Annotated in this window: 29 protein-coding genes and 1 tRNA gene; 13 read left to right on the top strand and 17 right to left on the bottom strand. The window is 47.5% G+C overall.

Features of this window, described 5'->3' with window-relative positions:
• Positions 1–153 precede the first annotated feature (153 nt).
• From AC58QO_RS09215 to AC58QO_RS09205, 3 genes are all read left to right on the top strand, one after another.
• Positions 154–1,944, top strand: a complete 1,791-nt coding sequence (locus tag AC58QO_RS09215; protein ID WP_497264998.1) for a DEAD/DEAH box helicase — start codon at positions 154–156, stop codon at positions 1,942–1,944.
• Positions 1,941–2,945 (top strand): YqhG family protein, encoded by a 1,005-nt coding sequence (locus AC58QO_RS09210; protein WP_497264997.1) that lies wholly within the window; start codon positions 1,941–1,943, stop codon positions 2,943–2,945. Before AC58QO_RS09215 ends, AC58QO_RS09210 begins: the two co-directional genes overlap by 4 nt.
• Before the next feature lie 116 nt (positions 2,946–3,061).
• Positions 3,062–4,003, top strand: a complete 942-nt coding sequence (locus AC58QO_RS09205; RefSeq protein WP_497264996.1) for a hypothetical protein — start codon at positions 3,062–3,064, stop codon at positions 4,001–4,003.
• 132 nt (positions 4,004–4,135) lie between these two features.
• Here AC58QO_RS09205 and AC58QO_RS09200 read toward each other — a convergent pair whose 3' ends face one another.
• Positions 4,136–4,327, bottom strand: coding sequence for a YqzE family protein (locus AC58QO_RS09200; RefSeq protein WP_497264995.1), 192 nt, complete (start codon positions 4,325–4,327; stop codon positions 4,136–4,138).
• Positions 4,328–4,421: 94 nt separating this feature from the next.
• Positions 4,422–4,703 carry a hypothetical protein gene (locus tag AC58QO_RS09195; RefSeq protein WP_497264994.1) on the bottom strand — a complete coding sequence of 94 codons (282 nt, stop codon included), beginning with the start codon at positions 4,701–4,703 and terminating at the stop codon, positions 4,422–4,424.
• A gap of 168 nt (positions 4,704–4,871) precedes the next feature.
• Between AC58QO_RS09195 and AC58QO_RS09190 the strand changes: the two genes are divergently transcribed.
• Positions 4,872–5,096 (top strand): hypothetical protein, encoded by a 225-nt coding sequence (locus AC58QO_RS09190; protein WP_497264993.1) that lies wholly within the window; start codon positions 4,872–4,874, stop codon positions 5,094–5,096.
• 84 nt (positions 5,097–5,180) lie between these two features.
• Here the strand turns inward: AC58QO_RS09190 and AC58QO_RS09185 are convergent, their stop codons facing one another.
• Both AC58QO_RS09185 and AC58QO_RS09180 read right to left on the bottom strand, forming a co-directional pair.
• The gene (locus tag AC58QO_RS09185) at positions 5,181–5,834 is read right to left on the bottom strand and encodes a Bax inhibitor-1/YccA family protein (RefSeq protein ID WP_497264992.1); all 654 of its coding nucleotides are present in this window, start codon (positions 5,832–5,834) and stop codon (positions 5,181–5,183) included.
• A 140-nt stretch (positions 5,835–5,974) separates the two neighbouring features.
• Positions 5,975–6,058 (bottom strand) — tRNA-Leu (locus AC58QO_RS09180).
• Between the two features lie 113 nt (positions 6,059–6,171).
• Between AC58QO_RS09180 and AC58QO_RS09175 the strand changes: the two genes are divergently transcribed.
• A complete protein-coding gene (locus AC58QO_RS09175; protein WP_497264991.1) occupies positions 6,172–6,357 on the top strand; it encodes a hypothetical protein in 186 nt (61 codons plus the stop codon).
• 323 nt (positions 6,358–6,680) lie between these two features.
• On the opposite strand, the gene AC58QO_RS09170 is transcribed toward AC58QO_RS09175, so the two are convergent.
• Together AC58QO_RS09170 and AC58QO_RS09165 are read right to left on the bottom strand one after the other, a co-directional pair.
• The gene (locus AC58QO_RS09170; RefSeq protein WP_497264990.1) at positions 6,681–7,463 is read right to left on the bottom strand and encodes an adenosylcobinamide amidohydrolase; all 783 of its coding nucleotides are present in this window, start codon (positions 7,461–7,463) and stop codon (positions 6,681–6,683) included.
• Positions 7,450–7,713, bottom strand: a complete 264-nt coding sequence (locus tag AC58QO_RS09165) for a hypothetical protein (protein ID WP_497264989.1) — start codon at positions 7,711–7,713, stop codon at positions 7,450–7,452. The genes AC58QO_RS09170 and AC58QO_RS09165 overlap by 14 nt, the downstream gene beginning before the upstream one ends.
• Before the next feature lie 175 nt (positions 7,714–7,888).
• Here AC58QO_RS09165 and AC58QO_RS09160 point away from each other — a divergent pair, with 175 nt between their 5' ends.
• Positions 7,889–8,206: a hypothetical protein gene (locus tag AC58QO_RS09160; RefSeq protein ID WP_057309825.1), complete on the top strand. Its 318-nt coding sequence runs from the start codon at positions 7,889–7,891 to the stop codon at positions 8,204–8,206.
• A 77-nt stretch (positions 8,207–8,283) separates the two neighbouring features.
• On the opposite strand, the gene AC58QO_RS09155 is transcribed toward AC58QO_RS09160, so the two are convergent.
• Both AC58QO_RS09155 and AC58QO_RS09150 read right to left on the bottom strand, forming a co-directional pair.
• Complete coding sequence (locus tag AC58QO_RS09155) at positions 8,284–8,610, bottom strand: hypothetical protein (protein ID WP_056615938.1); 327 nt, start codon at positions 8,608–8,610, stop codon at positions 8,284–8,286.
• A gap of 80 nt (positions 8,611–8,690) precedes the next feature.
• On the bottom strand, positions 8,691–9,260 hold the full coding sequence (locus tag AC58QO_RS09150) for a xanthine phosphoribosyltransferase (RefSeq protein ID WP_497264987.1): 570 nt from the start codon (positions 9,258–9,260) through the stop codon (positions 8,691–8,693).
• Between the two features lie 265 nt (positions 9,261–9,525).
• On the opposite strand from AC58QO_RS09150, the gene AC58QO_RS09145 reads away from it, so the two are divergent.
• Positions 9,526–10,242: a DUF4309 domain-containing protein gene (locus tag AC58QO_RS09145; protein WP_497264986.1), complete on the top strand. Its 717-nt coding sequence runs from the start codon at positions 9,526–9,528 to the stop codon at positions 10,240–10,242.
• A 50-nt stretch (positions 10,243–10,292) separates the two neighbouring features.
• On the opposite strand, the gene AC58QO_RS09140 is transcribed toward AC58QO_RS09145, so the two are convergent.
• Entirely contained in the window at positions 10,293–10,928 is a 636-nt protein-coding gene (locus tag AC58QO_RS09140; RefSeq protein ID WP_497264984.1) for a DedA family protein, read from the bottom strand.
• A gap of 144 nt (positions 10,929–11,072) precedes the next feature.
• On the opposite strand from AC58QO_RS09140, the gene AC58QO_RS09135 reads away from it, so the two are divergent.
• The gene (locus AC58QO_RS09135) at positions 11,073–12,113 is read left to right on the top strand and encodes a YkvI family membrane protein (protein ID WP_497264983.1); all 1,041 of its coding nucleotides are present in this window, start codon (positions 11,073–11,075) and stop codon (positions 12,111–12,113) included.
• Here the strand turns inward: AC58QO_RS09135 and AC58QO_RS09130 are convergent.
• The 5 genes from AC58QO_RS09130 to AC58QO_RS09110 are packed head-to-tail and all read right to left on the bottom strand — an operon-like array spanning position 12,045 to position 18,495.
• Entirely contained in the window at positions 12,045–12,479 is a 435-nt protein-coding gene (locus AC58QO_RS09130; RefSeq protein WP_497264982.1) for a hypothetical protein, read from the bottom strand. The genes AC58QO_RS09135 and AC58QO_RS09130 overlap by 69 nt on opposite strands.
• Before the next feature lie 26 nt (positions 12,480–12,505).
• Positions 12,506–12,781, bottom strand: a complete 276-nt coding sequence (locus AC58QO_RS09125; RefSeq protein WP_497264981.1) for a hypothetical protein — start codon at positions 12,779–12,781, stop codon at positions 12,506–12,508.
• A 24-nt stretch (positions 12,782–12,805) separates the two neighbouring features.
• A complete protein-coding gene (locus AC58QO_RS09120) occupies positions 12,806–16,030 on the bottom strand; it encodes an AAA family ATPase (RefSeq protein ID WP_497264980.1) in 3,225 nt (1,074 codons plus the stop codon).
• Positions 16,027–17,304 carry a metallophosphoesterase family protein gene (locus tag AC58QO_RS09115; protein ID WP_497264979.1) on the bottom strand — a complete coding sequence of 426 codons (1,278 nt, stop codon included), beginning with the start codon at positions 17,302–17,304 and terminating at the stop codon, positions 16,027–16,029. Before AC58QO_RS09115 ends, AC58QO_RS09120 begins: the two co-directional genes overlap by 4 nt.
• Positions 17,305–17,331: 27 nt before the next feature.
• A complete protein-coding gene (locus AC58QO_RS09110; RefSeq protein WP_497264978.1) occupies positions 17,332–18,495 on the bottom strand; it encodes a glycosyltransferase family 4 protein in 1,164 nt (387 codons plus the stop codon).
• A 169-nt stretch (positions 18,496–18,664) separates the two neighbouring features.
• Here AC58QO_RS09110 and AC58QO_RS09105 point away from each other — a divergent pair, with 169 nt between their 5' ends.
• Positions 18,665–19,801 carry a GGDEF domain-containing protein gene (locus tag AC58QO_RS09105; protein ID WP_497264977.1) on the top strand — a complete coding sequence of 379 codons (1,137 nt, stop codon included), beginning with the start codon at positions 18,665–18,667 and terminating at the stop codon, positions 19,799–19,801.
• A gap of 144 nt (positions 19,802–19,945) precedes the next feature.
• On the top strand, positions 19,946–20,887 hold the full coding sequence (locus AC58QO_RS09100) for an aldo/keto reductase family protein (RefSeq protein WP_497264976.1): 942 nt from the start codon (positions 19,946–19,948) through the stop codon (positions 20,885–20,887).
• 229 nt (positions 20,888–21,116) lie between these two features.
• Here the strand turns inward: AC58QO_RS09100 and AC58QO_RS09095 are convergent, their stop codons facing one another.
• The 3 genes from AC58QO_RS09095 to AC58QO_RS09085 all read right to left on the bottom strand — a co-directional run bounded on the left by AC58QO_RS09095 (position 21,117) and on the right by AC58QO_RS09085 (position 22,746).
• Positions 21,117–21,413 (bottom strand): DUF6509 family protein, encoded by a 297-nt coding sequence (locus tag AC58QO_RS09095; RefSeq protein WP_497264975.1) that lies wholly within the window; start codon positions 21,411–21,413, stop codon positions 21,117–21,119.
• 94 nt (positions 21,414–21,507) lie between these two features.
• Complete coding sequence (locus AC58QO_RS09090) at positions 21,508–21,780, bottom strand: transporter suffix domain-containing protein (RefSeq protein ID WP_497264974.1); 273 nt, start codon at positions 21,778–21,780, stop codon at positions 21,508–21,510.
• Positions 21,781–21,792: 12 nt separating this feature from the next.
• Complete coding sequence (locus AC58QO_RS09085) at positions 21,793–22,746, bottom strand: substrate-binding domain-containing protein (RefSeq protein ID WP_497264973.1); 954 nt, start codon at positions 22,744–22,746, stop codon at positions 21,793–21,795.
• A 166-nt stretch (positions 22,747–22,912) separates the two neighbouring features.
• Here AC58QO_RS09085 and modA point away from each other — a divergent pair, with 166 nt between their 5' ends.
• The 3 genes from modA to AC58QO_RS09070 all read left to right on the top strand — a co-directional run bounded on the left by modA (position 22,913) and on the right by AC58QO_RS09070 (position 25,457).
• Entirely contained in the window at positions 22,913–23,701 is a 789-nt protein-coding gene (modA, locus tag AC58QO_RS09080) for a molybdate ABC transporter substrate-binding protein (RefSeq protein ID WP_497264972.1), read from the top strand.
• 2 nt (positions 23,702–23,703) lie between these two features.
• Entirely contained in the window at positions 23,704–24,381 is a 678-nt protein-coding gene (modB, locus tag AC58QO_RS09075) for a molybdate ABC transporter permease subunit (protein WP_497264971.1), read from the top strand.
• A gap of 197 nt (positions 24,382–24,578) precedes the next feature.
• A complete protein-coding gene (locus AC58QO_RS09070; RefSeq protein WP_497264970.1) occupies positions 24,579–25,457 on the top strand; it encodes an AraC family transcriptional regulator in 879 nt (292 codons plus the stop codon).
• Positions 25,458–25,466: the final 9 nt, after the last annotated feature.

The following is a 25,466-nucleotide window of genomic DNA, read 5'->3' as shown; positions in this document are numbered from 1 at the left end:
TATTCATGTGTCTCATTCGACCTCCGAGCGCTGCAGCCATAGTAAAACTCTTACATGGGAAAAGTTATGAAAGATTCTTCTCTGGACATACTAACATGTATTCGACGTTTGAGAGGGCCAAAGCAGAATCAGAACGTTTAGGAGGGCACAGCCATGCGTCAACATGATCAGCAAGAGAACATTCGCCCCATTCATAAACAGCTGGATATGCATTTTGAGAGGGACTGGTTTACCGAGCTGGACAATCGTGTACGTGGAGGAGGTCCTTGGGACGACTGGACTCTCTATCAGCTTGCCTACGAATCGGAAGAATCGGGGCTTATTTCTACGTTTGATAATATGCAGTGCCTCGCGCATCTGGGGACTCTAGAGCCTATGGCGCATCAGATTGAAACAGCGAAGCGCGTGCTGAATGAGATGCGTGGACGGGCGATTTTGGCTGATGAGGTTGGACTTGGGAAGACGATAGAAGCTGGTTTGATTTTAAAAGAATACATGATCCGCGGGCTTGTCCGCAAGACGCTCATCCTTGTTCCCGCTTCCCTTGTCCTGCAATGGGTTCGAGAATTAAATACCAAATTCGGCATCCCTGCCGTGGCGCATAAAAAAGCCTACATGTGGCAGCAAGCCGACATCATCGTAGCCTCGATGGATACAGCAAAAAGAGACCCGCATCGCGAAATTGTGATGGGCCTTGAATACGATATGCTCATCGTCGATGAAGCACACAAGCTGAAGAATAAGAAAACGACCAACTATACCTTCGTTAACGAGCTGCGCAAAAAATATTGCCTGCTCCTTACAGCTACACCTGTGCAGAATGATCTCAAAGAGCTTTACAACCTCATCACGCTGCTGAAGCCAGGCCAGCTTGGCGGTCAGAACAGCTTCAAGAACAACTTTGTTGTTGGCAAGCGTACGCCGAAGAATGAAATGCAGCTGCAGCAGGAGCTGTCCAAGGTGATGATCCGGAACCGTCGTGGTGACGGAGGCGTTCACTATACGAAACGTATTGTGCGGAATATTCCCCTCACGCTCTCGGATGATGAGCAAGCTCTCTATGATGGGGTTACGAATTTCGTGCGATCTCGCTATTCCGAGAGTGGCGGCGATCTCAGCTCGATGCTATCCATGATTACCCTGCAGCGTGAGGTATGCAGCTCTCGGGATGCTGTATTCATCACGTTGGTGAACTTATTTAAGAAGACGGCAGAAGACTCGCCAATGAGGCCCAAAATATGGGAGCTCGTTGAGCTCATTCGCAGCATCAAGTCGAATAGCAAAGCCGAAACCACGATGCGGCTCATTCAAGATATCAACGATAAAGTGATTATTTTCACCGAGTATCGGGCATCGCAAGAATATTTATTGAACTATCTCAAAGAACGCAAGATTACAGCAGTCCCCTATCGCGGGGGGATGAATCGCGGCAAAAAAGACTGGATGATGGATCTATTCCGCAATCGCGTTCAAGTCCTAATTGCAACCGAGGCGGGTGGCGAGGGGATTAATCTCCAGTTTTGCCACAACATGATCAACTTCGATCTGCCGTGGAACCCTATGCGCGTGGAACAACGGATCGGCCGGGTTCATCGACTTGGGCAAACCCATGACGTCAACATCTACAACTTATCCACAAGGAATACCATTGAAGAACATATCCTCTCGTTATTGCACGAGAAAATCAATATGTTCGAATTGGTAATTGGGCAGCTGGATACGATTTTGGAGAAAATCGAGAAACGAGGCTCGCTTGAAACTTCTCTCTTCCGCATGGTGATGGAGGCCGGCTCTGGCGACGACATCCGTCGCAAAATCGATGAGCTTGGTCATTCCTTCAGTGAAGTGAGGGAGGAAATCGAGCAAAATCCGCAGTATGGCGCCAAATTCCAAGACATCCTTGATGCCGTCGGCGGATCCCAGAGCGTGGAGGTGGGCCCATGAATAAACGAAACATTCACTCTTTCGTCATGCGTTTTCTGGAAGCGTATGACTGCACGATTCTGGAGAAAACGCCTGCCTATGTTACGGCTAAGCTCTCCCCCGAAGCAGATCGGGAAATGACGGGCCGTCCTTACTATTGGAGCTTTATTGAGCGAACAGGTGCAGCAGCAGAAACGATGACCTATAAATTCGTGATCGACCCGGAGCAAATGAAGCTGGAGACTAAGCCTAAGGCAGCTGTAACAGCTGTCCAAAGCCCTCCTTCAACCGGCTACGGGCCATCAGGTCCAGCCGGAATTGCTGCTAACCCAGCTGCGGGCAGTGCGCCGGACAGCATTCTCGGCCGTTATTTCGGCTTCGTTCCGACGACCATCATAGCGCGAGTTCCCCAAGATGAAGTCACCTTCGGCAGCCGGCGACTTGACCAGATCTTCGGCATCGTTCGCGAACGCGGTCGGTTCATTCACTTATTCGAGGAGCCCTTCCCAACGGGGGCGACGTATCATGCTTCCCTCGTCTACAATACGTGGCTCTGTGTGAACTACAAGATTGAGCTGCTCTGTGACCGGAAGCGGACGGAAATTCATTCCCTAGCGATTCAGCTCAATAGCGGGGAAATCCGCGAACATTTTCACAAGCATATGTTAACCAAAAGCCTTTCACCGAAACTCCCTGCCAATAGTCACATCTTACCGGATACGATTTCCATACCGAAAGCGATCAATGCCTTGGAGATGACGCTTGAGCGCAAAATCAGTACCTATGACCACCGATGGGCCGATGAAGCGAATGCTCAGCACCGTAGTGAGATCGATCGTGTGGAAGGCTATTACAACGGGCTTTTGCTGGCAGCAGAACCCGACAAAAGAGACGAAATCGAAATCCAATGTCGGAATCGGCTGGAAGAAATCGATTGGCAGCATAAGCCACGGATCGCTGTATCCGTCATTAATGGCGGTTTATTTCACCTCAATGCGAGTCGAATATCATCCAGAAACTGACGCTAGTCGCTAAAACCTCGCAAATAACCCGCAACAGGTTCTAACATTCTTTTCAAAGCATAAGAATTACAATAGTCACATACACTAAGAGGTTAGCGAGAGGCAGGTGAACGAAGATGAAGTCGTGGACCACTTGGACAGCCACTTGTATTATTTTATGCAGTATTGGCTTCATGCCCTTACACACCTCGGCCGTCGACAACTTAGAAGGGACAAGCCTTACGCAGGCCCAAGTAAAAGAACCAAGCAAAGCAGCAACCGGCGCGCCTGACTTGACGAGTACATCATCATTCGGTTCAACGATCAGTAAGTGGCAATCCACACTAGCGAAGGAGGCCGGCTTTGAAAGCTGGCAGCAAGCACGTTGGAACAGCTATCCGCTCGGACCTGGCACCCATGGATGGGTCATCATTCTGACCGATCAAGGGCAAGAAGTGGGCTATATGATTGTTCATGCCGTAGATAGCGGCGGCTTCCGATTGACCGAATATGGGACAGGCAAAACTCCGCTATTTAGCTTGGCCACGTTGTATCGCTCTTTGATACAACAGGAACTTATTCCTTCTACAACCTTATATGACGATTTTATGCAAAATGACACGATCATTGAAGACCGCTTATATATGGATACCCTTACTTCTGTTTGGAAAATCGCACTCGATGACGAGACCTATTATCTTGATGCCAAGTCGGGCGAATTGCTTCCGCTCACGGAAGATCCAACGCCCCGAATGACAGATGCCATAGTCACAGCGACGGATTTATCGCAGGGTTCCCAAACCCTGATACGTCCAGCATTTGATCCCTATGAGCAGCTGCCATGGATTGAAGGCACACCGCTGCCTGTCACCTCCTTGCCTGAGCTTCAGATTGCTCTAGAGCAGCAAGGCACGCTCACCTACGTCACTGAGCTGTACGATGAGCAAGTGACGATGCCGCTAGCTGTTCTTGGTTATCAACAATGGGTACATGGGGATAACTATTTGGTATTGGAGCACGAAGGTCCGCGTTACGTGCTTTTGGATGAGTCATTGGGTCTAGGGGAGATTTATCCCTAGGCTGAGAAACTGAAACACAAAAGGCCAACCCGTATTTTGGGGTTGGCCTTTTTAGTGTGTTTATGCTTATTTGTGCACATTGGGCTACTACGGAGCTCCAACGAGTATTTATACGGAACGTCGTTCCGCAACTCATTTCTTCGACTTCGTCCGTCCGAACATCATCCGCGCAGCCAACGGAAGCATCCCGAACCAGCGAGTTTGCCAGCCTTCGCGTTGTTGTTTAATCGAAGCTTTCGCTTGCTTGCGGACTTCCTTCGGCGTGTCAATATAGGTGACGACTTGCTGTGTTATGTACTTCACCAGATCATCGCTTTTTGCCATACGTCCACCTGCCTTTTTACCCTTATTCTAACCAGAGCAATAAGGCTTTAAACTTCGCAAAGACAGGTGGCTGACCGTCTCTACACGCGGGCGTTCATCCTGGCCTACCGCCGCTCTCTGCAATAATTTTGTCAGCGAAGGTTTTAATCGTGCCGCAGCCTAACAGCATCGGCTTATTATCACACTGCAACAACAAGGTTTGCGCGCTTGTATCCCAGGCATATTGAAAGCCAACATTCATGCTGACCACAGTAATCGTAAATTTGCCTGATGCCGTGTTAGGAATAGCAAATCCCTGCCTCCTGCCCACCTGCTGCAACGCTCTGAATACCGAAGGCGAAATCCCTTTATACGTCCATGTGCTGCAAGTTGCCATAGGTCTTCTCACCTCTTTCAATTAGGATCATTAAATTGTATGAGGCATGAGCTGAAATCGTGCTTACTTCCATAAAAAGGATCCATCCAGTTCGTTGCTTCTGCTTCTAATCTCGTCCAACCCACATAAGCTTAGAGTAACTAGAGAGAGAAAGAGGTGTTGGTTTGAATGTGGGAACTGATGCTTGCAACTGAGCAACTTGACATTTATATGGATGAAGCCAATCTTAGGCTGGAAATCCGCATTAAGTCAGAAAAAAATTCAGCTCCGCTTACAATTCGTATGAATCATACAGATCTAACCCAGTTAATCCATACCCTTCTGGAAATCAATCGAAGCTTTCGAGGAGATATTCCTTTCTTTCATACGAAAACACTGCCACGCAAGACCTAGCCTCGCAAAAAAAGCACGATGGACTCGACCACATTCTCGTGGTTAGGAGCCATCGTGCTTTTTTATCATGCAGTGAGCGCATACTTAGTTTCTGTTAATTCCTGCAATTGAAGCGATGAAGCGCAAAATGTAAAGGAACAAGTTAATGAAATCAAGGTAAATATTCAGCGCAGCAAGCGGCACAGCTTGTGGCTCGACACCGTTGCGATACTGGGCGACATCATACAGCACCCAACCGCTGAAGATCAGAATCCCAACCATGGACCATACCAAATTCATCACAGAACCGAAATGTAGGAACATGCCAAGCACACTCATCAGCACAAGTCCAATCGTTCCTGCAAACAAGAAACCGCCTAAGAAACTAAAATCACGCTGTGAACGGTGTGCGTAGAAAGCTAATGATCCAAAAATCGCTGCCGTTGCGAAGAAAGCACCCGAAACCACACTAGCTCCAAGCTGGCCGCCGTAAGCCATGATAACAGGATACAGGGTCACGCCAGAAATAGCTGTGAACGCGTAGAGAAAGCCATAGCCGATATGCTTGCCGCGAATTCGGATGACGATGGCGGCTACCAGCATGACAACCTCGGCAATAACGAAGAGCATGACCATAGATGGTGGTACTACCATCGCGCCGATCAATGTCCCTATGAATGAAACCAACAATGAGATGGCAAACGTTTGAAGCACATGTGCAAAGCTTCCGGATTGTGTGATCGAAACTGTTCTATCCATGAAAATTCAGCTCCTTTGGTAAATAGAGATGTACAATCTATGCTATGTATTATACCTGCATTTCATGAAAATCGCTACAGGGTGGCGGTTTGACAACAAAACACCCTCTTCTGATATCTCAGAAAAGGGTGTTCTAGGGATGCGATCAAGAGGACTCGAACCTCCACGGGGGTAAGCCCACACGGACCTGAACCGTGCGCGTCTGCCAATTCCGCCATGATCGCGTTTACAAAAAATAATATACCATGTGACGCGAAAGCTCGTCAATGAAACTTTTGCCTCTTAGGAATAATTCTGTCGCCTCTTCCAAACCCTATTCCCAAAGGAGGTATGATCTATGAATGAGGAAGAAATCAAAGCATTAGAGCCGAAATATACGGGCAATCAGCGTCATTTAACTGAAGGTGAAGCACAGGCGATCGTCCACGATCCGAACTTTAAAAACGAGAATGACGATGGCGAAATCTCTGATATCGATGCGCTAGCGGCAGGCCTCGGCTACGGCGTTTTCCGCAGAACATAAGTCGTATACTGCACAAGCACAAAGGGGGTTCTAAGCCATGAATATGGCGTGGAACCCCCTTTGTCCTTGTTGTTGTGACTAGTCTGGGCTTTCCGTAAAATGCAAAAGTGCAACCTTTTAGATCGAGTTTGCCTCTCGTTCTAAAATATGTGCGAAAGTGCAACTGTTTCTCCAGCATTGATCAAAATGGCACTATTCCGATTCTAGTGGTTGCACTTTTGCAACAATTCAGCTAGTTTAGCCGTTTTGCCCAAAAATTAGTGTACTTTTGCATCTTTGAGCATTGATTTCACCATTAAAGCGTGGAGGGCAGGCAAATCTGGTTATCCCTGCGAAGCCGCAGCAGCGCGCTTGCTCATTTCAAGCTCATACAACGTTCCTGAAGCTAGAATAGCTTCATAAACTGTTCTGCCAATCAGGTAGCCGAGTGTTGTGGCTGTACCGGCGTAGCAATAGGTCATCCCTCTGCCCGTTGCGGCAATCAACACAGCATCTGTCGTCGTTCCTGTTGCTACTTGGCCATTATGCTCGATGTTCAATTCTTGCAGCGCGGCAGCTTTGGCTTCGGTGGCGGTAATCACCGCATTCACCATGGCAGCGTCCGTCAAATTACCCTCAATGACTACAATCGTATTGATCGTGCCAGGGTAGAGGGAGGTTGAAGGCAAAACGGCGCCAGCGCGTACTTTATTCCCCAGCCCGACAGTGACCCAAGCGGCAACACGAAGTGATCCCTCCATATGTACCGCCGTATCCTCAGACAGCGTATTGCCCTCTTCCTCCGGCGGCCATGCTAATTCCTTGAATCCAACATCCTTTACCCACGCCGCGGTGAGCATGCCAGCCGTATCTTGAGGTTCAAGTCCTTCCCTCGCGATGAATGCCTCCATCTCGACCAAAGGGTCGATCTCATTGTAGGTCTTGTCCACTTGGCGATTCATCAAAACACGATGAAACCCAAACCCACCGCCCCAAGGAGACGAATTCAGTGTTCGCAGTGGCGTTTCACTTGTGATCTGCAGGTAACGTCCATGTGGCGAATGTACCTGTTTCATCCCTACACCAGCTATTAAACTAATGGCGGAAGTATCCTCAATCTGCATCATCGGATAGATCATCCGGCGTTATCGTTTCCTGAGGCAGCATGAACGCTGGCGGCCTTTCATTCTCATAAGGCTGGTACACGTATCCGCGGTCTAGCTTCACGACTCTACGGTTTTTTTTGCGAATAAGGACCGTATCATCATCCCAAGCTACAACAATACCACGTACATCGTTCGCGGGACTGACATCTCTAATCACTCGCAGCAGTGTGCTATCTACGCGATATTGATCCAATTGTTCTTCCGAAATCATCTATGTAGCACCTCCAATATTATGATCACAATGTTCTAGCTAAACCTAAGCATACACCAATTCGCGATTCGGTGAAACTTTACATAAATCCGTTCATCTTCGGTTACCTTAACGAGGACGAGACACGCGACAAGGCACAGGCAATCTCATGCCTACCGTAAGGGAGGACATTACAATGGAGAAGAGAACGTACTACATCAATGTAGGCACAGGAGAAGTACTCGAAGACAGCACAGCACTTGATTACGAATTTGAAATATCTGCAACGGAAGATGACATCGCCAAGCTGCAAGAGCTTTTTGAAGAAACCGACAATTCTTCTCAGGGCAGTTATGCGACCTCCTGGCTCCCTTGGAAAGTATACTACTCGAATGAAACGAATCAGGAATATGATTATTATTTAACAGAAGTGTATCGCACGCTGCACCGATTAGGCTCTGAACAGACCAAGCGGCATATCGAAACGATGAACGTATTAGAAAATGGCATTTGACCCTAACCTTAGTTGCAAAATAAAAAAGGCCAAGATTCCTCGTGGAATGCATTGGCCTTTTTACTATATGGGATTTATTAGCTTACATGCTCTTTCGAATCATTCGTTTCAAACCAGAAATCAAGGACTTTGCTTGACATCACACGTTTCTTAATATAATCCGATTGTGCAACAGAGAACTGCTGCTCCCACTCGATTGTTAGCTCCGTACAAAGCTTCACGATCGTTAACAACTCGGACCAGGCCACATAGCGCTTATACCAGAAAAATTGAGGGTGTTCAATCATATACGGATACAGGTCATCAAACTCTGTATGTTTACAATCAAGCGCACGTTCAAAGTGAGTCTTTGCTTCCCCAAGCTTTGTCATAAAATAGTCAATGGAACCATTTTCGATACCCATAGATGTCAGCCTCCTCTCTTACCTTGTAATCATTATAAAGGATAAATCGGTTTCAGGGAAGTCATAGCCGAAATGTAAAATCAGTCAAAAGTGATCTGCCCGTTCGCCAGTGAAGCGATTCGAGCGAGCGACTCCACGCGAATTCCGCGTTCGCGAATAGATTTTCCACCATTTTGAAAAGATTTCTCAACAACAATACCAACGCCAACAAGCTCTGCTTCGGCTTTCTCTACAATGCGAATTAAGCCGCGCGCTGCATCCCCATTCGCAATAAAATCGTCGATAAGCAGGATACGTTCCCCTTTGCTCAGCAAATGCGAGGACACCATAATATCCGTTACAATTCCTTTGGTAAAAGACGGTACGCGTTCGCTATACGTATCTTGATCCATCGTCAACGTTTTCTTGCGACGAGCAAATACCATAGGAACACCAAGCTGCAAAGCCGTTGTATAAGCAATAGGAATACCCGATGATTCCACAGTTAACACTTTGTCTGGCTTCGTTTCTCTAAACAATCTTGCAAATTCTTTCCCCATCTCCATAATGAGAACAGGATCTACCTGATGATTCAAAATGACATCAAGTTTAAGTACTTGATCCGAAGCAACGATGCCAACCTCTAAGATCCGCTGTTTTAATAACTCCATGAAATCGGCCCCCTATAGCTGTCTATTATGAGTAAGTTACCATATTGCTCCTGCCTGTTTCAAGTCCATTTAGAAAATAACAAAAAACACTGAAACTTTTTGGGCTTCTAGCGTGTCTATATATATAAGAGGATTTCATTGAAATGGAATTCGTTCTAGAATTGCTCACATTTGGGCACGAAGATGCATTGAAAACCTTTCATAAAACAGTATCATTAATCTTACTAATATTTTTACTTGAATTACTCCTCGGAGGAAAGGAAAGATGGCAATGAACAACCTACTTAGACCCATCCTTGTTGGCTGTATGCCTGTTGCAATTGCATCATTCTTGGTGACTGGATGCCAAGAATCATCTGCTCCTGCTCCAAAGGCTACTATAGATGTATCAACAACGTATACACCATCCCAGCCCCAGCAAGAACCTGCGCCTTCAATCGTTGTCGCGGCGCCGACTGCCACACCTGCGGTTGATGATAGCATCAAGCATGAAGCGCAAGTTGCCGGTATTACCAAAGTGGATCAAGGGGATCTCCCCCAAACTCAAACCTTCACGAGTCCGAAGCCGACTGCCAAGCCGAAGGTCAAAGCAGAGGATGCTTACCAGCAAGAAAAGCCTACGTTAATGGGGTTAAAGCTCGGAACTGCTAAAGCGGCTGTACTGGATCGTTTTGGCAAAGTGAAGAAACAATTCGTCATGGAAGATGATAAAATTGAAGTGTACGACTTCACCGACTTTTCCGTTGGTTTTAATAGCAAAGGAACTCTTGAATTCGTAGATGTCCACTCCATTGATATTGATCCTGGCTTGCACGGATTACGGTTAGGTCAGAGCGTGCAAGATGCGATTGCCATCCTAGGCAAGCCTGATACGAACTCAACTTATGTGCTGTCTTATAAATCGCAAGGCACCTTGCTCAAGATCGATATTGATCCGCATGACAACACGATTCAATCCATTAAGCTTTTTGCAAATTCATAAAGCCCCAAAATCTAATAGAAGACCATGAATTCACCCCTAGAGGTTGAATTTCATGGTCTTTTTTTGGATTTCCGTTTAAGTATAACAATGTGATGCTTCCGAAAACGAAGGTAGATCAGCACGCCGATGGCAGCAAGAATAACCAGTACGAAGAGTGAAATTCCCATATAGGTATGCATCAAATGTAAAAATTCTTCCCAATTATCGCCAATAAATCGGCCCAGGGTCAGAAAGGTTGTACACCAGAGCAGCGCTCCCGTGCCCGCATACAAAATATATTTATAAAACTTCACACCGCTTACGCCACACAAATAACAAGTAAAGTGACGAACGCCCGGTACGAAATAACCGAAGAACACCGTCCACAGCCCGTATTTCTTAAACCAGCCTTCCGCTCTCTCGATTCGGCTCGGGGTCAGCTTCACCCATTTGCCATACCGATTGAGAAAGGGCTTCCCCACACGATGACCGATTATATAGCTAACCGTCATCCCTGTCATTGTCCCTGCGTAAATAACGGCTAATGTTGGGCCGAATTCAAAGGGGCCTCCTTGCGTGGTCAATGAGCCGATAAACACCATCAGGGTTTCATCAGGAATCGGTACGCCAACCATACCGGCGGATAACAAAAGATATAAAGCAACATAGCCGTAGTGGCTAATAAAATCAAACAGTGCTTCCTTCACTACTAACACACTCCCGAGTTAAACCTTCAACTGCCAAGCAACGGGTAAAAGGACATTGCAGGGGCTTGACCTAAGTTCCAGTCATGCAAGCTTACATACAAACATACCTTGTACTATATCAAACGAAAGAAAGCGAGGCAATATATGCGAAATGGTGCACAGATTGTCCGTGTCGCCTTCACCTACATCGGAACCGTCGTTGGGGCTGGTTTTGCATCTGGACAGGAAATCCTTCAATTCTTCACTCGCTATGGCTCGCTAGCCACTTTAACGATCGCTTTGTCCACCCTGTTGTTCATTTGGATAGGCATTCAACTTATGCTTATGGCTCATGACTTGAAAGCAGAATCCTATGAGGATTTGAATAAGGTTCTTTTTGGAGACAAAGTTGGGAAATGGATCAGTTTGTTTATGATGATCGTGCTTTTTGGCATTACAACCGTCATGCTTGCAGGGGCTGGCACTGTTTTCGAAGAGCAGCTCCATCTCTCCTACACAACAGGACTCATCGTCACACTTCTACTCGCCTATGTCATTTTGACGCGCGGGATCAAAGCCATCATGACCGTTAATACCATTGTTGTTCCCATTATGCTGATGTTCAGTTTCGTTATTGTTGCCTATACCTGGCACTCGCCTGCGTCTGAGAACTGGCTGCGAATTACAAGCGATGATCATCTGGCTCAAATCTGGTTTGCACCATTTCTCTATACAGCTTTTAACTTGGCTATGGCTCAGGCGGTTCTCGTTCCAATGGGTGGCGCGATTCGCGATCGTTCCGTACTCTTTTGGGGCGGATTGCTTGGAGGAGCCGGCATTGGCATGCTGCTGTTAGCTGCACACTATGCCCTATCCGCACAGATGCCCGGGATCGCACAATTTGAAATTCCAATGGGAAATATCATGACCAAATTAGGCTATCTCCCGCAAGTCGCTTATTTGCTTGTGATTTATGGGGAGATTTTCACGACATTCATCGGCGATGCCTATGGGTTATCCATGCAGCTTCAGCAGCGTATCAAGGTTCACCCGAAGATTCTCCTCATCGCCATCTTACTTCTCAGCTACGCGATCAGTCACATTGGTTTTAAAACCTTGTTATCTGCCCTATACCCGCTATTTGGTGTGATTAGTGTTGTTTGGCTCGTGTTGATGATCTGGCGCAACCGCCGAAGTACGTTGTAAGGTACCTGGAGGGAAGCTGAGAACGACGATCAAACGGATGAACAACAACAGCATGCCCATTGCGGAAATGATAATACCGGTTAGCAGATAAGCCCAATGAAAATTAGCGATTTCTGTATGATCGCGTCCAACAGCCACAAGCTCGGCTACCATTAATAAAAGTCCTATGATAAATAGTCCAACAACGGAATAATCAATAATCGTCCATCTGGAGAAATACGTCACCGCAATCTCCACTTGGCTGACTGCTCTAGGTGAAGCAGCTTGCTGCCGCCAGAGCTGGTGTACCGACCATGCAGTATAGATACCAGCTCCTGTTACAAAAAGTCCAATTACCGCACCGATGATAGCTAAAAATAAGTTCATGTCGAGACCCTCCCTTCTTCTTGTGGCTAGTGCTGACGCAAGCCGTAGATGAGTAGTAACGTACAGCCAAAGCTAATGACCGGAATGGCATAAAGCAGTGGAAGCAACATCACAGGGGGAAGCTTCATCGCAGGAAACCACAGCAGCTGTAGACGCTTCCTTTCGACCGTACCCTCAACTTGTTCTTCCTTGTGAGCTCGAAGCGCATCAGCCGCTCCCTCATTCCACTGGATCTTGCCTTTTTTCCATCCGACTTGATAGGAAATTTCTCGGTGATCCTTCCTCTTTTCGTTTCCTTCCACGTGCCTGCCTCCCATCCATTTGCTCTATAGGTGAATATAAAGGTGACCAGGAATGACTCTGGCAGCCGCATCGCGCACATGACCATGACATGTAAATAGCAGCACCTGATGGCGCTTACTCAAGTCAGCTAGAACGCGTAAACAGCTTTCCATCCGCTCCTCATCGAAATTCACGAGAATATCGTCCAAAACCAACGGTAAAATCGCCTTCCCGCCGTACTCCTCGACAAGAGCAAAACGCATGGATAAGTACAGCTGCTCAGCTGTTCCACGACTAAGCTGGTTCGTATCTACGGTCTGACCATTAGCTCTTACAGCAAGCAATCGCTGCTCACCAAAGGGTGCTTTGACGGCCATGAACGCGCCATTCGTCATCTGTGCGAAATAAGATGATGCCTGCAAGAGTACACCAGGTTGTCGTTCCTGTTCGTATACATCGCGGGCTTTCTTGAGTAAGAGAGCTGCGAAGGAGGCTATCGCATACTGATTCACATGCTGGGACAGTGACGAACGAATCGCTTCCACCTGCAAGCGCTGATTCGCCGCTTCCGCCCCCTGCTCCAGCTTCTCGATCTGGCCCGCTAGCTTTCCAACGACCTCTCTAAGCTCGTTCGTCTGGGAGATCGTTTGCGTCAGCTTCTGCCCCAGAGCGTCGGTTAACTGCATGACTTCATCTTCTCCCTGCGATGCCAATAACTCCGTAATGCTCACCATTAAAGAAGGGCTTAATAACGATTCAAGGGCAGCTTCCAGCACCATTCTTTCGTCTTCAAGCCTTCTGCGTTCTAGCTGCTCCCGTTCCAAAATGCGCAGGTGCTCGCCGTCTACAGCAGCCCCTTCCTCTAAGAGCTGTTGAAGACGCGTTTGTGTCCGATCCGCATGTTGGTCAACTAGCAAGAGTTCTTGCTCAGCTTCCGTATGCAAATACTCGTTCTGCTTTTGTTCCGCGATAAGAACTAACTGCTGCTGCTCATCTTCTTTCCAACGCTTCAATGCAAACAAAGCATCGTGACTGGAAGGCGGCAAATCAAGCAGCTTACTTACCTTTTCTTCATATGTATGGACGTTTCCGTTTAACATGTCTAGCTTGGCGGCTATTTTGTGAAGTTGACGCAGTCCCTCTTGGGCCTGCTCGATGACCTGAATCGTTTCTAATAAGGCATCTGTGGACAAATGTGCGCCTAACCCTAATCCTTGCAGCCATTTCTGCCAGTCAGAGTGTAGCTTCACAGTCTCCGCTTGGACATCCTCTGCATAGTGTAGCCGCTGCTCATATTGCTGTCTCAACGTGTGTAGATGCTCTCTAGCATCCCTTAATTTCTCCAGCTTTCGGAGCTGTTCGCTATGCTGATGCTTACTCTTCTCTGCTTCACGGAACCAAGCATCTAGATGCGGTTGAAGGGCTTCAAGCGTCACATTCGGAATTTGGCTTCGATCCAAGCTCGTAAATTCCGCCGTAGCTGCAGCAGCTTCTTGGTAGCTCATCTGTTGCAGCTGCTGACGCTGAAATTCCTGGATCTGCTCCTGAATACGACGTTCCAGCTGCTGCAGCTCCTGTTCCAAACGGTGATCTTGCGCTATAACGGGGGGTGTCACGCGGGATGCTCTGCTTCCATGCTTTTGACGACCCGTAAACCAGATATAACAAGAAACACTAGTAAATATAAGGAACGTGCATACGGCTGCAAGCCATTGACCCTGCCAGACGAATAGGAACGGAGTGATCAGTGCTAGTAGACCTGCTGCAATCACCATGCGTTGACGCAGTATACGAGCAGAATCTCTCCCAGCCTTAGCCGCTTCTTCGAGGCTCTGGAGATGTAGTTTGTGCTCAGCTTGACGCTCTTGCTGATGTGCTAATTGACTAGTTACTAGCTGCCAACGCGCATAATCAGAAGCCAGCTTCTGCAAGAAAGCAGTTGGATCGGAGTCAAGTGACCCCTTTCCTGTTTGATTGCCTCTACATGCTGCTTCTAGCCCCGCTACCTGATCTTGTCCGCGAGAGACCTGCGCCTGCAAGCTTTCCAGCTCCGTCTGCATGCGCAGCTCCGTTTCTGTTCTATGGCGGAACTGCTCTTTATACGTACGCACCTGTTCACGAAGTGAAATCGTAACAGCGAACGATGTGACATCGGTTTCATCCCATTGCACATCCAAATTGGACAGCAATCTATCCACTTGCGCCCGCCCATGCGCAAGCTCAACATGAAGCTGCTCGATCTGCCGCTTATTCTCCTCGTAGCTAGCCGACTGCTCCAGCAAATGGTTCAGCTCGACTTGATGCGCGAGCACCTTCGGCTCCACCCGAAGCGCAGCAAGCTCTCTGCGCAAGCCCTGCAGCCGCAGCTGCAGCTTGTCCCGCTCGGCTTGCAGGCGCTCCTGCTCGGCCTCGAGCGCCTCCAGCCTTGCCGTGGCCTGCTCCGGGAAGCCCGGCCGCGCCGGCAGGCCCTCCAGCTCGCGGCCGATCTGCCGCAAGCGGAGCCATCCGCTGCGCGCCTTGCCGGCCAGGCCGAGCTTGTGCAGCTCCGCGCGCAGCGCCTCCTGCTGCCCCTCCAGGGCAGCAGCGCGCGCCTCCGCGGAGCGGCGCTCTTCCTGCAGCCGATCGTAGTCGGCTGCTCCATCACGGCTGCGGCGCAGCGACTGCTCCAGACCCTCGAGCTCCTTCAGGAGACGGTTCATCTCCTGATTGCGTCCGCGGGGTCTGTACAGGCCGTCGGCCTGCGCCGTCAGCTTGCGCTCGGCCTCCATGATGGCCGAGCCGCTTACACCAAGCCCAGCGCTATATAGATAGCCGCTGAGCTCGTCCGTCTGCAGGGTGCGCAGCTCCTGCAGCTCGGTTAAACCAAAAGCGAACAAGCTGCGGTAGAGGTCGGCCGATAGGCCGCCTAGCAGCGTGTTCAGCAGGTCTTCGCCGCCGGTGGTGCCATCGGCGAGCGTGACCTTCACGAGCCCCGCAGAGGCTCGTTTGCCGCCTGTGGCGGGCGCGTCGTAGCGCTCGACGCGGATGCGCTGACCCTGCTCATCGAGCAGGGTTAAGGCGCCCCCGTGGGAGCCGCCGCCCAGCGGCTCGTAGCGCTCCGAGCGATTCGTCCGCGTCGGGAAGCCGAACAGCACCGCGCGGACGAAGCCCATGAGCGTGCTCTTACCCGCTTCGTTGGCGCCATAGAAAACGGCCAGGTTACTGTCCGTCATCAGCTGGCGATCACGCAAGCTGCCAAAACCATCGACTTGGATGGCAATGATTCTCATCCAGAGTTCCCTCCATCCGCGATAAGTAGATCTGCGACAAGTACTTCTGCAGAACGCAGCCATTCACGCAGCTGTTCAGGCGTTGCACTCGCTGGATTCCCAGCGGACTGTGGCAGCCCCTGCAATACGGCAAGCGCCTCGCTGGCGAAGTTATTAAGTTGGGCTTCGTCACTTTGCAGCGATGTTGCATAACTTAACAGATCGCCTAAGAAGCTCTTCTCTTCCCTAACAGCTGTGAGATCAAGCTCACTTGCCGTTCGATCCTCGATCGATTCAATCCAGATGAAGCAGCTGCGCTCCACTTCTTCTTCTCTCAATTCATCGATCATCTCTTGTAGGGCACGTCCCTTGCGCAGCCGTTCATGAATCTCGCTCCGTCCTTCCAAGACGACACGCACAATCCCATCTCGGCCAGCGGCCTCTTGACGCAGCCGATCCAAAAGGTCACCTAAGCGATCTTTCAACGCCTGCTCGGCCCGAATATGGGTCACGGATAGTTTTTCTTGAAACCAACGCACTGTGTCTAATGGATGAAAAGCAAGCTCCGCACGGCCATTTTCATCGATGTCTACCAGATAGCATCCGCGTGGTCCCGTTTCCCGAATACTTCGACCTTGGATATTTCCTGGGTACACAATGGCAGGCTCTTGGTTCAAAATATCTCTTGTATGTACATGGCCAAGGGCCCAATAATGCATACCCGCATGCAATAAATCTTGTTTACTGCACGGGGCATAGTTATCGTGATAGGGGTCTCCATCCACATTCGTATGTAAAAGACCGATCTGACACACTTGAGCTTGTCCCCTTTTAAATTGTAAAGCAAGATTCTCCGTTACCGCTGAGGTCCCATAAGAAATCCCATGAATTTCGGCAATCATGCCGCGATTAGGCTTCACAACCTGGTAGGTCTCCACCTTCTCAGACGCAAAAAAATGAACGTCTGCCGGCCAAACCAGCTTCGCAGCACGTCCATCCTCGGGGTCATGATTACCATGAATGATATAAGCTGGAATGCCTCCAGCCGCTAATTGTTCCACCGCTTTTTGAAAGCGAATTTGGGCACGCAGTGAACGATCCGACACATCATAGACATCCCCGCTAATTACCACAAAATCTACTTGTTCTTGTATCGCAAGCGCCACAAGCTCCTTCAACGCTTCGAACGTCGATTCGCGAACTCGCTCTCGAACCCGCTCAGGAAGCGCCGACATGCCTTTAAATGGGCTATCTAAGTGCAAATCGGCAGCATGTATAAACCGCAGTCGTTTCATGGCTCTAACGCCTTCCTTCGTGAACTTTTATTCCTGTGGGCCATCTTCAGCTTGAACTGCTTGCTCCGTCACTTGGTAACGTTCATAAACACTTTTCAATTGGCGAAGCACACGATTCAATGAGTACGTTTTTTTCGCCTTTTCCCAAGCCGCACGCGCTAGGTTATAGCGGAAGCTAGGGTCAATGACGACTTTCTCCAGTGCATGGCTTAGCGCCATCGCATCCCCAACAGGCACTAACAAACCGTTGTGACCATGTTCGATTTGCTCCGCAATCCCGCCGACATTCGTACCGATCAGTGCTAACCAGCACAATGCTGCTTCAGCGAATACGGACCCGAAGGCCTCTGCCCGAGATGGCAGAACAAATACATCGAAGAATGGCATGAACTCTTCCGGATGAAGCATATACCCGTAAAAAATCGTATCTTCATAAATATTGTGCTCGATCGCTAACTTCTCCAGCTCTTCACGGCTCGGCCCATCGCCAATGATATGTAGAACAAAGGGATGACCGCGCTTCTTCAGCTCGCCGCACGCAATAAGCAGCGTATCCAAGCCTTTGGCAGGCACCAAACGGCAGACTGTGATGAATTGCGTCACTTGATTTTCATGTGAAATCGGACGGAATCGCTTCTCATCAAAGCCATTGGGAATAACGCCAATGCGTTCACTATCCTGTACATATTCCGCCATGTACTGCTTAAACGAATTCGATACGGTAATAATCTGATCGACCTTCGCTTCCAGCTCCCCATAGATCTGGGTAAGAAATTGATGCTCGACCCCATTCTCAGCAATGCGTCCATTGAGTATAAGCTCTCGCTCAAAGCTGGAGTGAATTGTCAGAATCACAGGTGTATCTGGAAAAACCTGTTTCATAACCAGTGCAGCAATGGGATGATGGGCATGTATAATATCAAATTTCTTCGAAATTCTGAGCTTCGTCCACCATACATAATCTTTATAGGTCTGAATGTATTTATCGATAATCGGGTTTCCGGCATACTTCCGCCAATCGAAAGTAGCGAAAATCACGTCTTCAGTCCCTTTGCCGCGAATCCGCTTAGGCAGCGAAAATAGTTCCATTTCCCAACCTTTTTTATTAAATCGTTCCAAAATATAGGGAACCATGGATGACACCCCGCCCGGTTGTTCCGGGGGGAAAAACAATGCTTGCAATATGTTCATTGCATGAGCCCCTCTCCCAAATCCTTGAGCTTACCTTCTTATTGTAACCTGTGCCTGGCGAATAGAAAAGAGAACACAATAATAACAGCACAAATGTTCTATCCCTCCACCTCATTTTCCTTTATAATAGAGTCTACTATGTGAGAAATAAGTCTTCTTGGAGGAACACATGAACATCATGGATCTGTTTTACGGTGAATTAGCCTCATTTATGTCGCATACAATGATCGTTGTCATGGTTGCTCTTATGTTCGTCATTTCACTTCGTTTATTCCTCGATCGACGCAAAAAAGCGTATATGTCCATGACGATATCGCTCGTTTTTGTCGGTGTCCATTGTTTGCTTCAATTATATTTGACCCTTTTCAATATTGATACAAGTATCACAAGTTATTTACAGCAAATGCTCAAAATTATTTCATTTGTACTTATAAATATGGGGATTTATCAATTATATAATCGCACGAACCGCAAGCAGTATATATTTTTCTACGGCTTAATCATTATGGGCTTTGTCGTTTCTACGCTTCATTTCATTGTACCAACCATCTATAGCGGAACAGTGCAGCAGGTTCGTCTTCTGCAGGATATTGGTCTAGAGCTGTACGTATTCGTGCTTATCTTTCTCTGCTTCTATATGATTCCGCCTTACATAGGCCAGCAAATGAAATACCAACTGGCATTGACGATTTACTTTTTCTTTCAATCGGTTCATCTCCTGAATACCTACATGTATGAGAGTGCACAGCCCGTGCTGACATTCGCTGCCAATTTACTGCCCATCATTTATTATTTTCTCTTGTTTATGATTCTCTTTGAACGTGTCGTTGAGCTCATGCAAGCCATCTACAATTCTTCAATTACAGACGGTCTAACTCGGCTATATAATCGCAAATTTTTCTACAATCGCGTAACGCAGCACGTACAGCGTCATATACCTGTCTATATTTTGTTCAGCGATATCGATAATTTCAAGAAATTGAACGATACGCAGGGACATCAGATGGGGGACAATGTTCTTAAGCAAGTGGCGCAAATTATGAAGGACGAAGCGGATGAATGCGGAATTGCCGGCCGTTACGGCGGTGAAGAAATGGTTATTATGGTTTCCGATCCCAGCGTGAAAATGGACGCTTTTGCTGAGCGAATCCGCAGTCGAATCGAGAAAGAAACCATCGTAACCGCCAGCATTGGATATAGCAAATATAAGAATGGTTTGAGCGCTGAAGAGCTCATTAAACAAGCGGATGAAGCGATGTATAAGGCCAAAACCACAGGTAAGAACAAGGTTGTCAAATTCGCCTAATTAGCCGGGTACATCAAGCCGCGCACCTCAAGGTAAGTAACTCACCTGTTTTTCAGCTCTTATTTCTTGACGCTTCATGCTTTATAATAGAAATGTACATACTTTCCTATACAAATTTCATGGTAGATCAGGAGGCAATACAACATGCAATATCGTAAACTCGGAAATAGCGGTCTCAAAGTTAGTGAAATCAGTCTAGGCAGTTGGATGACCTATGGCGGGTATGTCGGAGAAGACCCTGCTGTGCGTTCCATTGAGCAAGCTTATGATTTAGGAGTTAACTTTTTCGATACAGCAAATGTGTATGAACGCGGTGAAGCCGAACAGCTCATGGGCAAAGTCCTATCCGCTTATCCACGGGACTCCTACGTTTTAGCAACGAAAGTATACGGTAAAATGGGAGATGGACCCAACGATCGCGGACTTTCCCGCAAACATATTAAGGAACAAGCCGAAGCTAGTTTACGTCGACTGAATAAGGACTATATAGATCTCTACTACTGCCATCGATTTGACGTTGAGACACCGCTTGAAGAAACACTTCGTGCGCTGGATGACTTGATTAGACAAGGTAAAGTGCTTTACATTGGCGTAAGTGAATGGACGCCTGCTCAAATCGTGGAGGCTTATGCCATCGCTGATAAGCTATTATTAGATAAGCTCATTGTGAATCAGCCTATCTACAATATGTTCACTCGTTACATTGAAAAGGACATCATCCCACTCGGCGAAACCAAGGGCTTCAGCCAAGTTGTATTCTCTCCTCTCGCACAAGGCCTTCTAACGGGCAAATACCGTGCAGGACAGCCAATCGCCGCAGACAGCCGTGCAAGCAGCAAAAACTGGGATGAAAAGCAGCTTAACGAAGCTTCCTTACATAAAGTAGCCCAATTATCTAGTATTGCGGATGAATTAGGCATCAAGGTATCACAGCTAGCAATAGCTTGGATCCTGCGTCAAAACAATGTAGCCAGCGCCCTTGTCGGCGCGAGCCGTCCAGAGCAAGTTGTTGAGAATTGCAGCGCAAGCGGCATTCGGTTGACGGATGATGTACTGAGCAGCATTGAAACTATTTTGCAAGGGTAATAACGATGATCGAATGTGTGAGAAACATGCCCATGTGCGTGTTTTTCACGCATTTTTTTAATTGTGCTTGTGCGCCAGTGGGAGGCTAGTTGAGTTGGGGCAGTTGCCCAATTTAGGTCGGAGAATTCGAACTCCTGCAACTTCCAGCGTAGAGCTAGGGGAGCAGAAGTCTTGTAGTCGCAAAAAGAATATAAAAAAGAGAAGCAACAGCGCTCCTCTTCACTCTTCCCTATTCATTACCTTCTAAGTAATGCTCCTTACAGAACGCTTCCACGACAGCGACTTCTTCGTCCTCTAGATCGAAATCCAGATAAAGCTCCGTAGTTTTCTCGTATAGCTCATATTTCATAAGTGCTGACGTTTCTTCGGTCACATTGTAAATTGCTCTGATATATAAGCCGCTCTCGGAATATAGCTCATCATCTTCTTCAACTTCAATATCGATGATAAATTCATATCGTTGCCCCGTCAAAATCCCAAAAGGATCCCTGACCAATTCCACTGTGTAGGTTGTAATCGTAAACATCGTAACGCCCCTTTCTCTTCTGCACCTGTTAGTATAACCGAAATAGGCACAAAAGAAAAAGCAGGATTCCTATATAAGAAATTCTACTCTTTCATCATTCATCTTGTTTCATTGTCACCTTATCGGATGGTTCAGTTACTTTCTTACGTGTCCAGTTTCTCGGGTTGAGGTAGCTTCTATATTTTCTGGCAACCTCTTTACCTAATAGGATGCCACCCGTCCAGAATGTAACCTCGCTGAAAATAAGCAGCCCGGCAATCCACTTGGCCATCCCGCCTCCCGTATGAACGAAAAAGGGAATCGTAAATGCACTTATGAATGCGATTGTCGATAGGATTAATAAGCTAATTCCCAGCTTTTTGACCACGTTCTCTCCTCCTTATGTTTCAAATAGCACATGTCCCGTTTGTGATATATCGTAGCCCTGAATCGGACGCAGCTCATGATGGAAAGCCTCCGATTGCAGCACCTGCTTGACTCTCTCGATCCATACAAGATTCTCAGGCTTCTTGAGCATAACAAGATCTACCCGCTCTTGAATAAGCGGAATGAAGTCTACGCCTCCGACCATATAGGCTGCTTTCTCTATCCCTACGCCGTAATCCGCTTCACCCAGCGCAACCTTACCTGCGACACCCATGTGGTTCGATTCTTCCTGATCATACCCCTGTATGTTCTGATAAGGGATACCTTGCAGCCGGAGCTGCTCATCGAGGAGAACGCGAGCCCCAGAGCCTTTCTCCCGATTAGCAAGCTGCAGATCTGGTTGCGCGAGATCAGCCCATTCACGGAGCTGCTTGGGATTCCCCTTTTGAACATAAAGTCCCGCAGTTCGTGAGACCAGATTAATGACAACATACGAGGAACCGATCAGCAATTTGCGGATATAGGGAATGTTATATTCACCAGTGTCACCGTCCAATAAATGCGTACTCACAATGTCCGATTCACCCTTATACATGGCAACTAGGCTGTCCAAGCTTCCTACGTAGGAGCGAAGTGGCCTGATGTGCGGGGCTTTTTTCTCCATATGCTTCGCTAAAATGTCCAAACTAACATCCTGCCCGGTAATGACGAGCGAATGTTGGGACATGGCATTACTTGAAACATGTTGAGTTGGGACTGTTTCTATGGGCTCGGTTTTGACCGAATGCCCTCTCCCACCTTTGGCTCGTACTTTATACGCCTCCAGATCGCTCGCATCAACACGCATTTGCTTGCCAACTCGATAAGCGGGGAGATCACCCTTTTTGATCAAATCATAGACCGTCAGCTTAGAGATTTTCAAAAGCTTAGCGATGTCCTCCGTTGTATACGAGATGTCAGTTGTCATCATTTTCCTCCATACCTGGAATGTCTTCTACTATCATAAGCGCTAGTTCTGTGTAATTCAAACTTTAGTTATTTACGAAACGACGACGTTCAACTATAATCATTTATATCTAAATCATACTATTTATATCAAAATAGATAGATAAATTAATCCTGGAGGGGATACTATGCTGAAAAAAGTGATGTTTCGTACTATGTTTTTTGTTCTTATTGTCGTATCGATTGTTTTATCAGGGTGTTCCAAACAAGCTGAGCAGCCCAATGTTGAGCTAACCATTTCTGCAGCTGCAAGCTTGACGGATGCCATGAAGGAAATTCAAACCAACTATGAGAAGAAACATTCAAATATAAAGCTTCAGTTCAATTTCGGTGCTTCCGGCGCCCTGCAGCAGCAAATCGAGCAAGGCGCACCTGCTGATGTCTTCCTGTCTGCGGCTAGCAAAAACATGAAAGAGCTCGTCGATAAATCGTTGATCGATGCTTCACAGCAAAGCAATTTGCTGCTCAATGGATTGGTGGTCGTCGTTCCCGCAGATGGCAAAGTGAGTGTACAAAAGCTTGAAGACTTATCTGGAGCTGGTGTCACTCATATCGCTGTCGGTGAACCACAAACCGTTCCCGCTGGCAGCTATGCGAAAGAAGCTCTGACGAATGCTAAGCTATGGGATCCGCTGCAAGCCAAACTCGTACAAGGCAAAGATGTTCGACAAGTCCTCACCTATGTGGAGTCAGGGAATGCCGAGGCAGGTTTTGTGTATAAAACGGATGCCTTAACTTCTACGAAAGTAAAGGTTGCCCTCACGGTTGATCCCAAATCATATAAACCGATTGAATATCCTGCAGGTATTATCAAAGCGAGCAAACACACCAAAGAAGCATCTGAATTCTACACGTATCTGAAAAGTAAAGAAGCGCAGGACATTTTCGTGAAGTTCGGCTTCACGATTCCACAGTAGCTATGGACAACATCACATGGAGTGAGTTTGCTTCACCCATTTTGCTTTCCTTGAAGGTCGCTTTGGTGGCCAGCGTTTTCGTTCTGCTGCTTGGCGGTTATGCGGCATGGCTCATGTCGAGGCGGAGCTTCCGCGGAAAGTCCTTGATCGAGACCGCATATATGCTGCCGCTGGTACTGCCGCCAACTGTCGTCGGCTTTATTCTGCTCGTCATGCTAGGCAAAAAGAGCTGGATCGGTACTGTGATGGACACTCTGTTCCATCAATCCATCATTTTCACTTGGGGGGCGGCGGTGATCGCTTCGATCGTCGTCGCTTTCCCCCTCGTTTATCAAACGATGAAGACTGGCTTCGCCTCGGTCAAGACCGATCTGGAGAACGCCGCGCGCTCCTCTGGCGCTAATGAATGGCAAGTGCTAACGTACATTACGCTGCCCTTGGCTTGGCGTTCCGTACGCTCGGCGTACATCCTTGGCTTGGCGCGGGGACTCGGCGAATTCGGCGCCACGCTGATGATCGCGGGCAATATTCCGCATCGCACCCAAACCTTGCCCACCGCCATCTACATAGCCGTTGAAGCCGGCAATCACACGCTGGCTTGGTGCTGGGCGGGAGCGATCATCGCCATTTCATTCGGATTTTTGATGCTGGCGAATCGGAAGGCGCGGGGCGAAGAGTGAAGCGACACTCTTGCCTTTCGATCTAAAAGTAAATAACAAAAGCTCACATGTAGAATGACCTACCTACATGTGAGCTTTTTTCGTATATGGAACCAAAGTATGATAAAATAATCATGATAACGCTTACTTAATTTCATCTATTCTTTATTTTGTTAGATATACACGTAATTAAATAGAAACCTGAGGGGGGAAGAAATGTGGAAGAAAACGTAAGAAATGAACACGTCAATTATCATCATCCATTGCTGCGTTACAAAATATGGGACATCACGTTGGAACCCATTTCTTCGTTGCCTTGGAATACTTGGCATTATCATAAAGAAGTAGAACTCATTTTGTTATTAGAAGGTTCGATGCAAGTTGAAACCGTTGATAAGGTTTATGATTTACAAGGACAAGACTTGTTGATTCTTGGATCTTCCCGATTACATCGCACCCGAAGAAATGAGCTAGTTAAACAAATCGTACTTCAGTTAGATATATTAGCTCAATTAGATCAGTACACCAAAGACTTCTCACCTATTTTGTTGGAATTGTCTGAACCGTTGGATCGGATTAACGAGGTTCTATCTATCAACAAACCCGTCAAAGATGCCTTATTTCATTTATTAGTCCAAATATACCAAGAAGCAAGCCAAATGGAACCAGGCTACGAGTTGGCGATAAGCGGCGCCTTCAAACAGCTGCTTTCCCTATTCATCCGCCATGCTCCCTCTTCATCTCCCATATCACCTTCAGATTGGCAACGTCTAAAGCCAGTATTAGACTATGTTGAGTCTCATTACGTGAATCCAATTCGGATTCATGATGTACTCCATCTCGTGCATTTAGAATATCATTATTTCATTAAATACTTCCAACAATGTATTGGAATGTCATTTGTCGACTATCTTCATTTAAGGCGAATCAAAAAGGCCGAGCATTTGTTGCTCACTGAAACACTTAGTATTGCAGATGTAGGCGTTCAATCCGGATTTCCTAATGTCAATCAGTTCATTCGTATTTTCAAGCGTTACAATGCGTTTACTCCTTCTGAATTTCGAAAAAAACGAATACAAAAACCTACTTTGATCTAGCTTTCTCAC

Source organism: Paenibacillus sp. J31R30 (assembly GCF_059692115.1).
This window is presented reverse-complemented; position numbering and strand designations above follow the sequence as displayed.

What these genes read in the sequence shown, in the direction of transcription:
- AC58QO_RS09215 (WP_497264998.1), top strand. Translation starts at nt 154, where the DNA reads ATGCGTCAACATGATCAGCAAGAGAACATTCGCCCCATTCATAAACAG.
- AC58QO_RS09210 (WP_497264997.1), top strand. Translation starts at nt 1,941, where the DNA reads ATGAATAAACGAAACATTCACTCTTTCGTCATGCGTTTTCTGGAAGCG.
- AC58QO_RS09205 (WP_497264996.1), top strand. Translation starts at nt 3,062, where the DNA reads ATGAAGTCGTGGACCACTTGGACAGCCACTTGTATTATTTTATGCAGT.
- AC58QO_RS09200 (WP_497264995.1), bottom strand. Translation starts at nt 4,327, where the DNA reads ATGGCAAAAAGCGATGATCTGGTGAAGTACATAACACAGCAAGTCGTC.
- AC58QO_RS09195 (WP_497264994.1), bottom strand. Translation starts at nt 4,703, where the DNA reads ATGGCAACTTGCAGCACATGGACGTATAAAGGGATTTCGCCTTCGGTA.
- AC58QO_RS09190 (WP_497264993.1), top strand. Translation starts at nt 4,872, where the DNA reads ATGTGGGAACTGATGCTTGCAACTGAGCAACTTGACATTTATATGGAT.
- AC58QO_RS09185 (WP_497264992.1), bottom strand. Translation starts at nt 5,834, where the DNA reads ATGGATAGAACAGTTTCGATCACACAATCCGGAAGCTTTGCACATGTG.
- AC58QO_RS09175 (WP_497264991.1), top strand. Translation starts at nt 6,172, where the DNA reads ATGAATGAGGAAGAAATCAAAGCATTAGAGCCGAAATATACGGGCAAT.
- AC58QO_RS09170 (WP_497264990.1), bottom strand. Translation starts at nt 7,463, where the DNA reads ATGATGCAGATTGAGGATACTTCCGCCATTAGTTTAATAGCTGGTGTA.
- AC58QO_RS09165 (WP_497264989.1), bottom strand. Translation starts at nt 7,713, where the DNA reads ATGATTTCGGAAGAACAATTGGATCAATATCGCGTAGATAGCACACTG.
- AC58QO_RS09160 (WP_057309825.1), top strand. Translation starts at nt 7,889, where the DNA reads ATGGAGAAGAGAACGTACTACATCAATGTAGGCACAGGAGAAGTACTC.
- AC58QO_RS09155 (WP_056615938.1), bottom strand. Translation starts at nt 8,610, where the DNA reads ATGGGTATCGAAAATGGTTCCATTGACTATTTTATGACAAAGCTTGGG.
- AC58QO_RS09150 (WP_497264987.1), bottom strand. Translation starts at nt 9,260, where the DNA reads ATGGAGTTATTAAAACAGCGGATCTTAGAGGTTGGCATCGTTGCTTCG.
- AC58QO_RS09145 (WP_497264986.1), top strand. Translation starts at nt 9,526, where the DNA reads ATGGCAATGAACAACCTACTTAGACCCATCCTTGTTGGCTGTATGCCT.
- AC58QO_RS09135 (WP_497264983.1), top strand. Translation starts at nt 11,073, where the DNA reads ATGCGAAATGGTGCACAGATTGTCCGTGTCGCCTTCACCTACATCGGA.
- AC58QO_RS09130 (WP_497264982.1), bottom strand. Translation starts at nt 12,479, where the DNA reads ATGAACTTATTTTTAGCTATCATCGGTGCGGTAATTGGACTTTTTGTA.
- AC58QO_RS09120 (WP_497264980.1), bottom strand. Translation starts at nt 16,030, where the DNA reads ATGAGAATCATTGCCATCCAAGTCGATGGTTTTGGCAGCTTGCGTGAT.
- AC58QO_RS09115 (WP_497264979.1), bottom strand. Translation starts at nt 17,304, where the DNA reads ATGAAACGACTGCGGTTTATACATGCTGCCGATTTGCACTTAGATAGC.
- AC58QO_RS09110 (WP_497264978.1), bottom strand. Translation starts at nt 18,495, where the DNA reads ATGAACATATTGCAAGCATTGTTTTTCCCCCCGGAACAACCGGGCGGG.
- AC58QO_RS09105 (WP_497264977.1), top strand. Translation starts at nt 18,665, where the DNA reads ATGAACATCATGGATCTGTTTTACGGTGAATTAGCCTCATTTATGTCG.
- AC58QO_RS09100 (WP_497264976.1), top strand. Translation starts at nt 19,946, where the DNA reads ATGCAATATCGTAAACTCGGAAATAGCGGTCTCAAAGTTAGTGAAATC.
- AC58QO_RS09095 (WP_497264975.1), bottom strand. Translation starts at nt 21,413, where the DNA reads ATGTTTACGATTACAACCTACACAGTGGAATTGGTCAGGGATCCTTTT.
- AC58QO_RS09085 (WP_497264973.1), bottom strand. Translation starts at nt 22,746, where the DNA reads ATGACAACTGACATCTCGTATACAACGGAGGACATCGCTAAGCTTTTG.
- modA (WP_497264972.1), top strand. Translation starts at nt 22,913, where the DNA reads ATGCTGAAAAAAGTGATGTTTCGTACTATGTTTTTTGTTCTTATTGTC.
- modB (WP_497264971.1), top strand. Translation starts at nt 23,704, where the DNA reads ATGGACAACATCACATGGAGTGAGTTTGCTTCACCCATTTTGCTTTCC.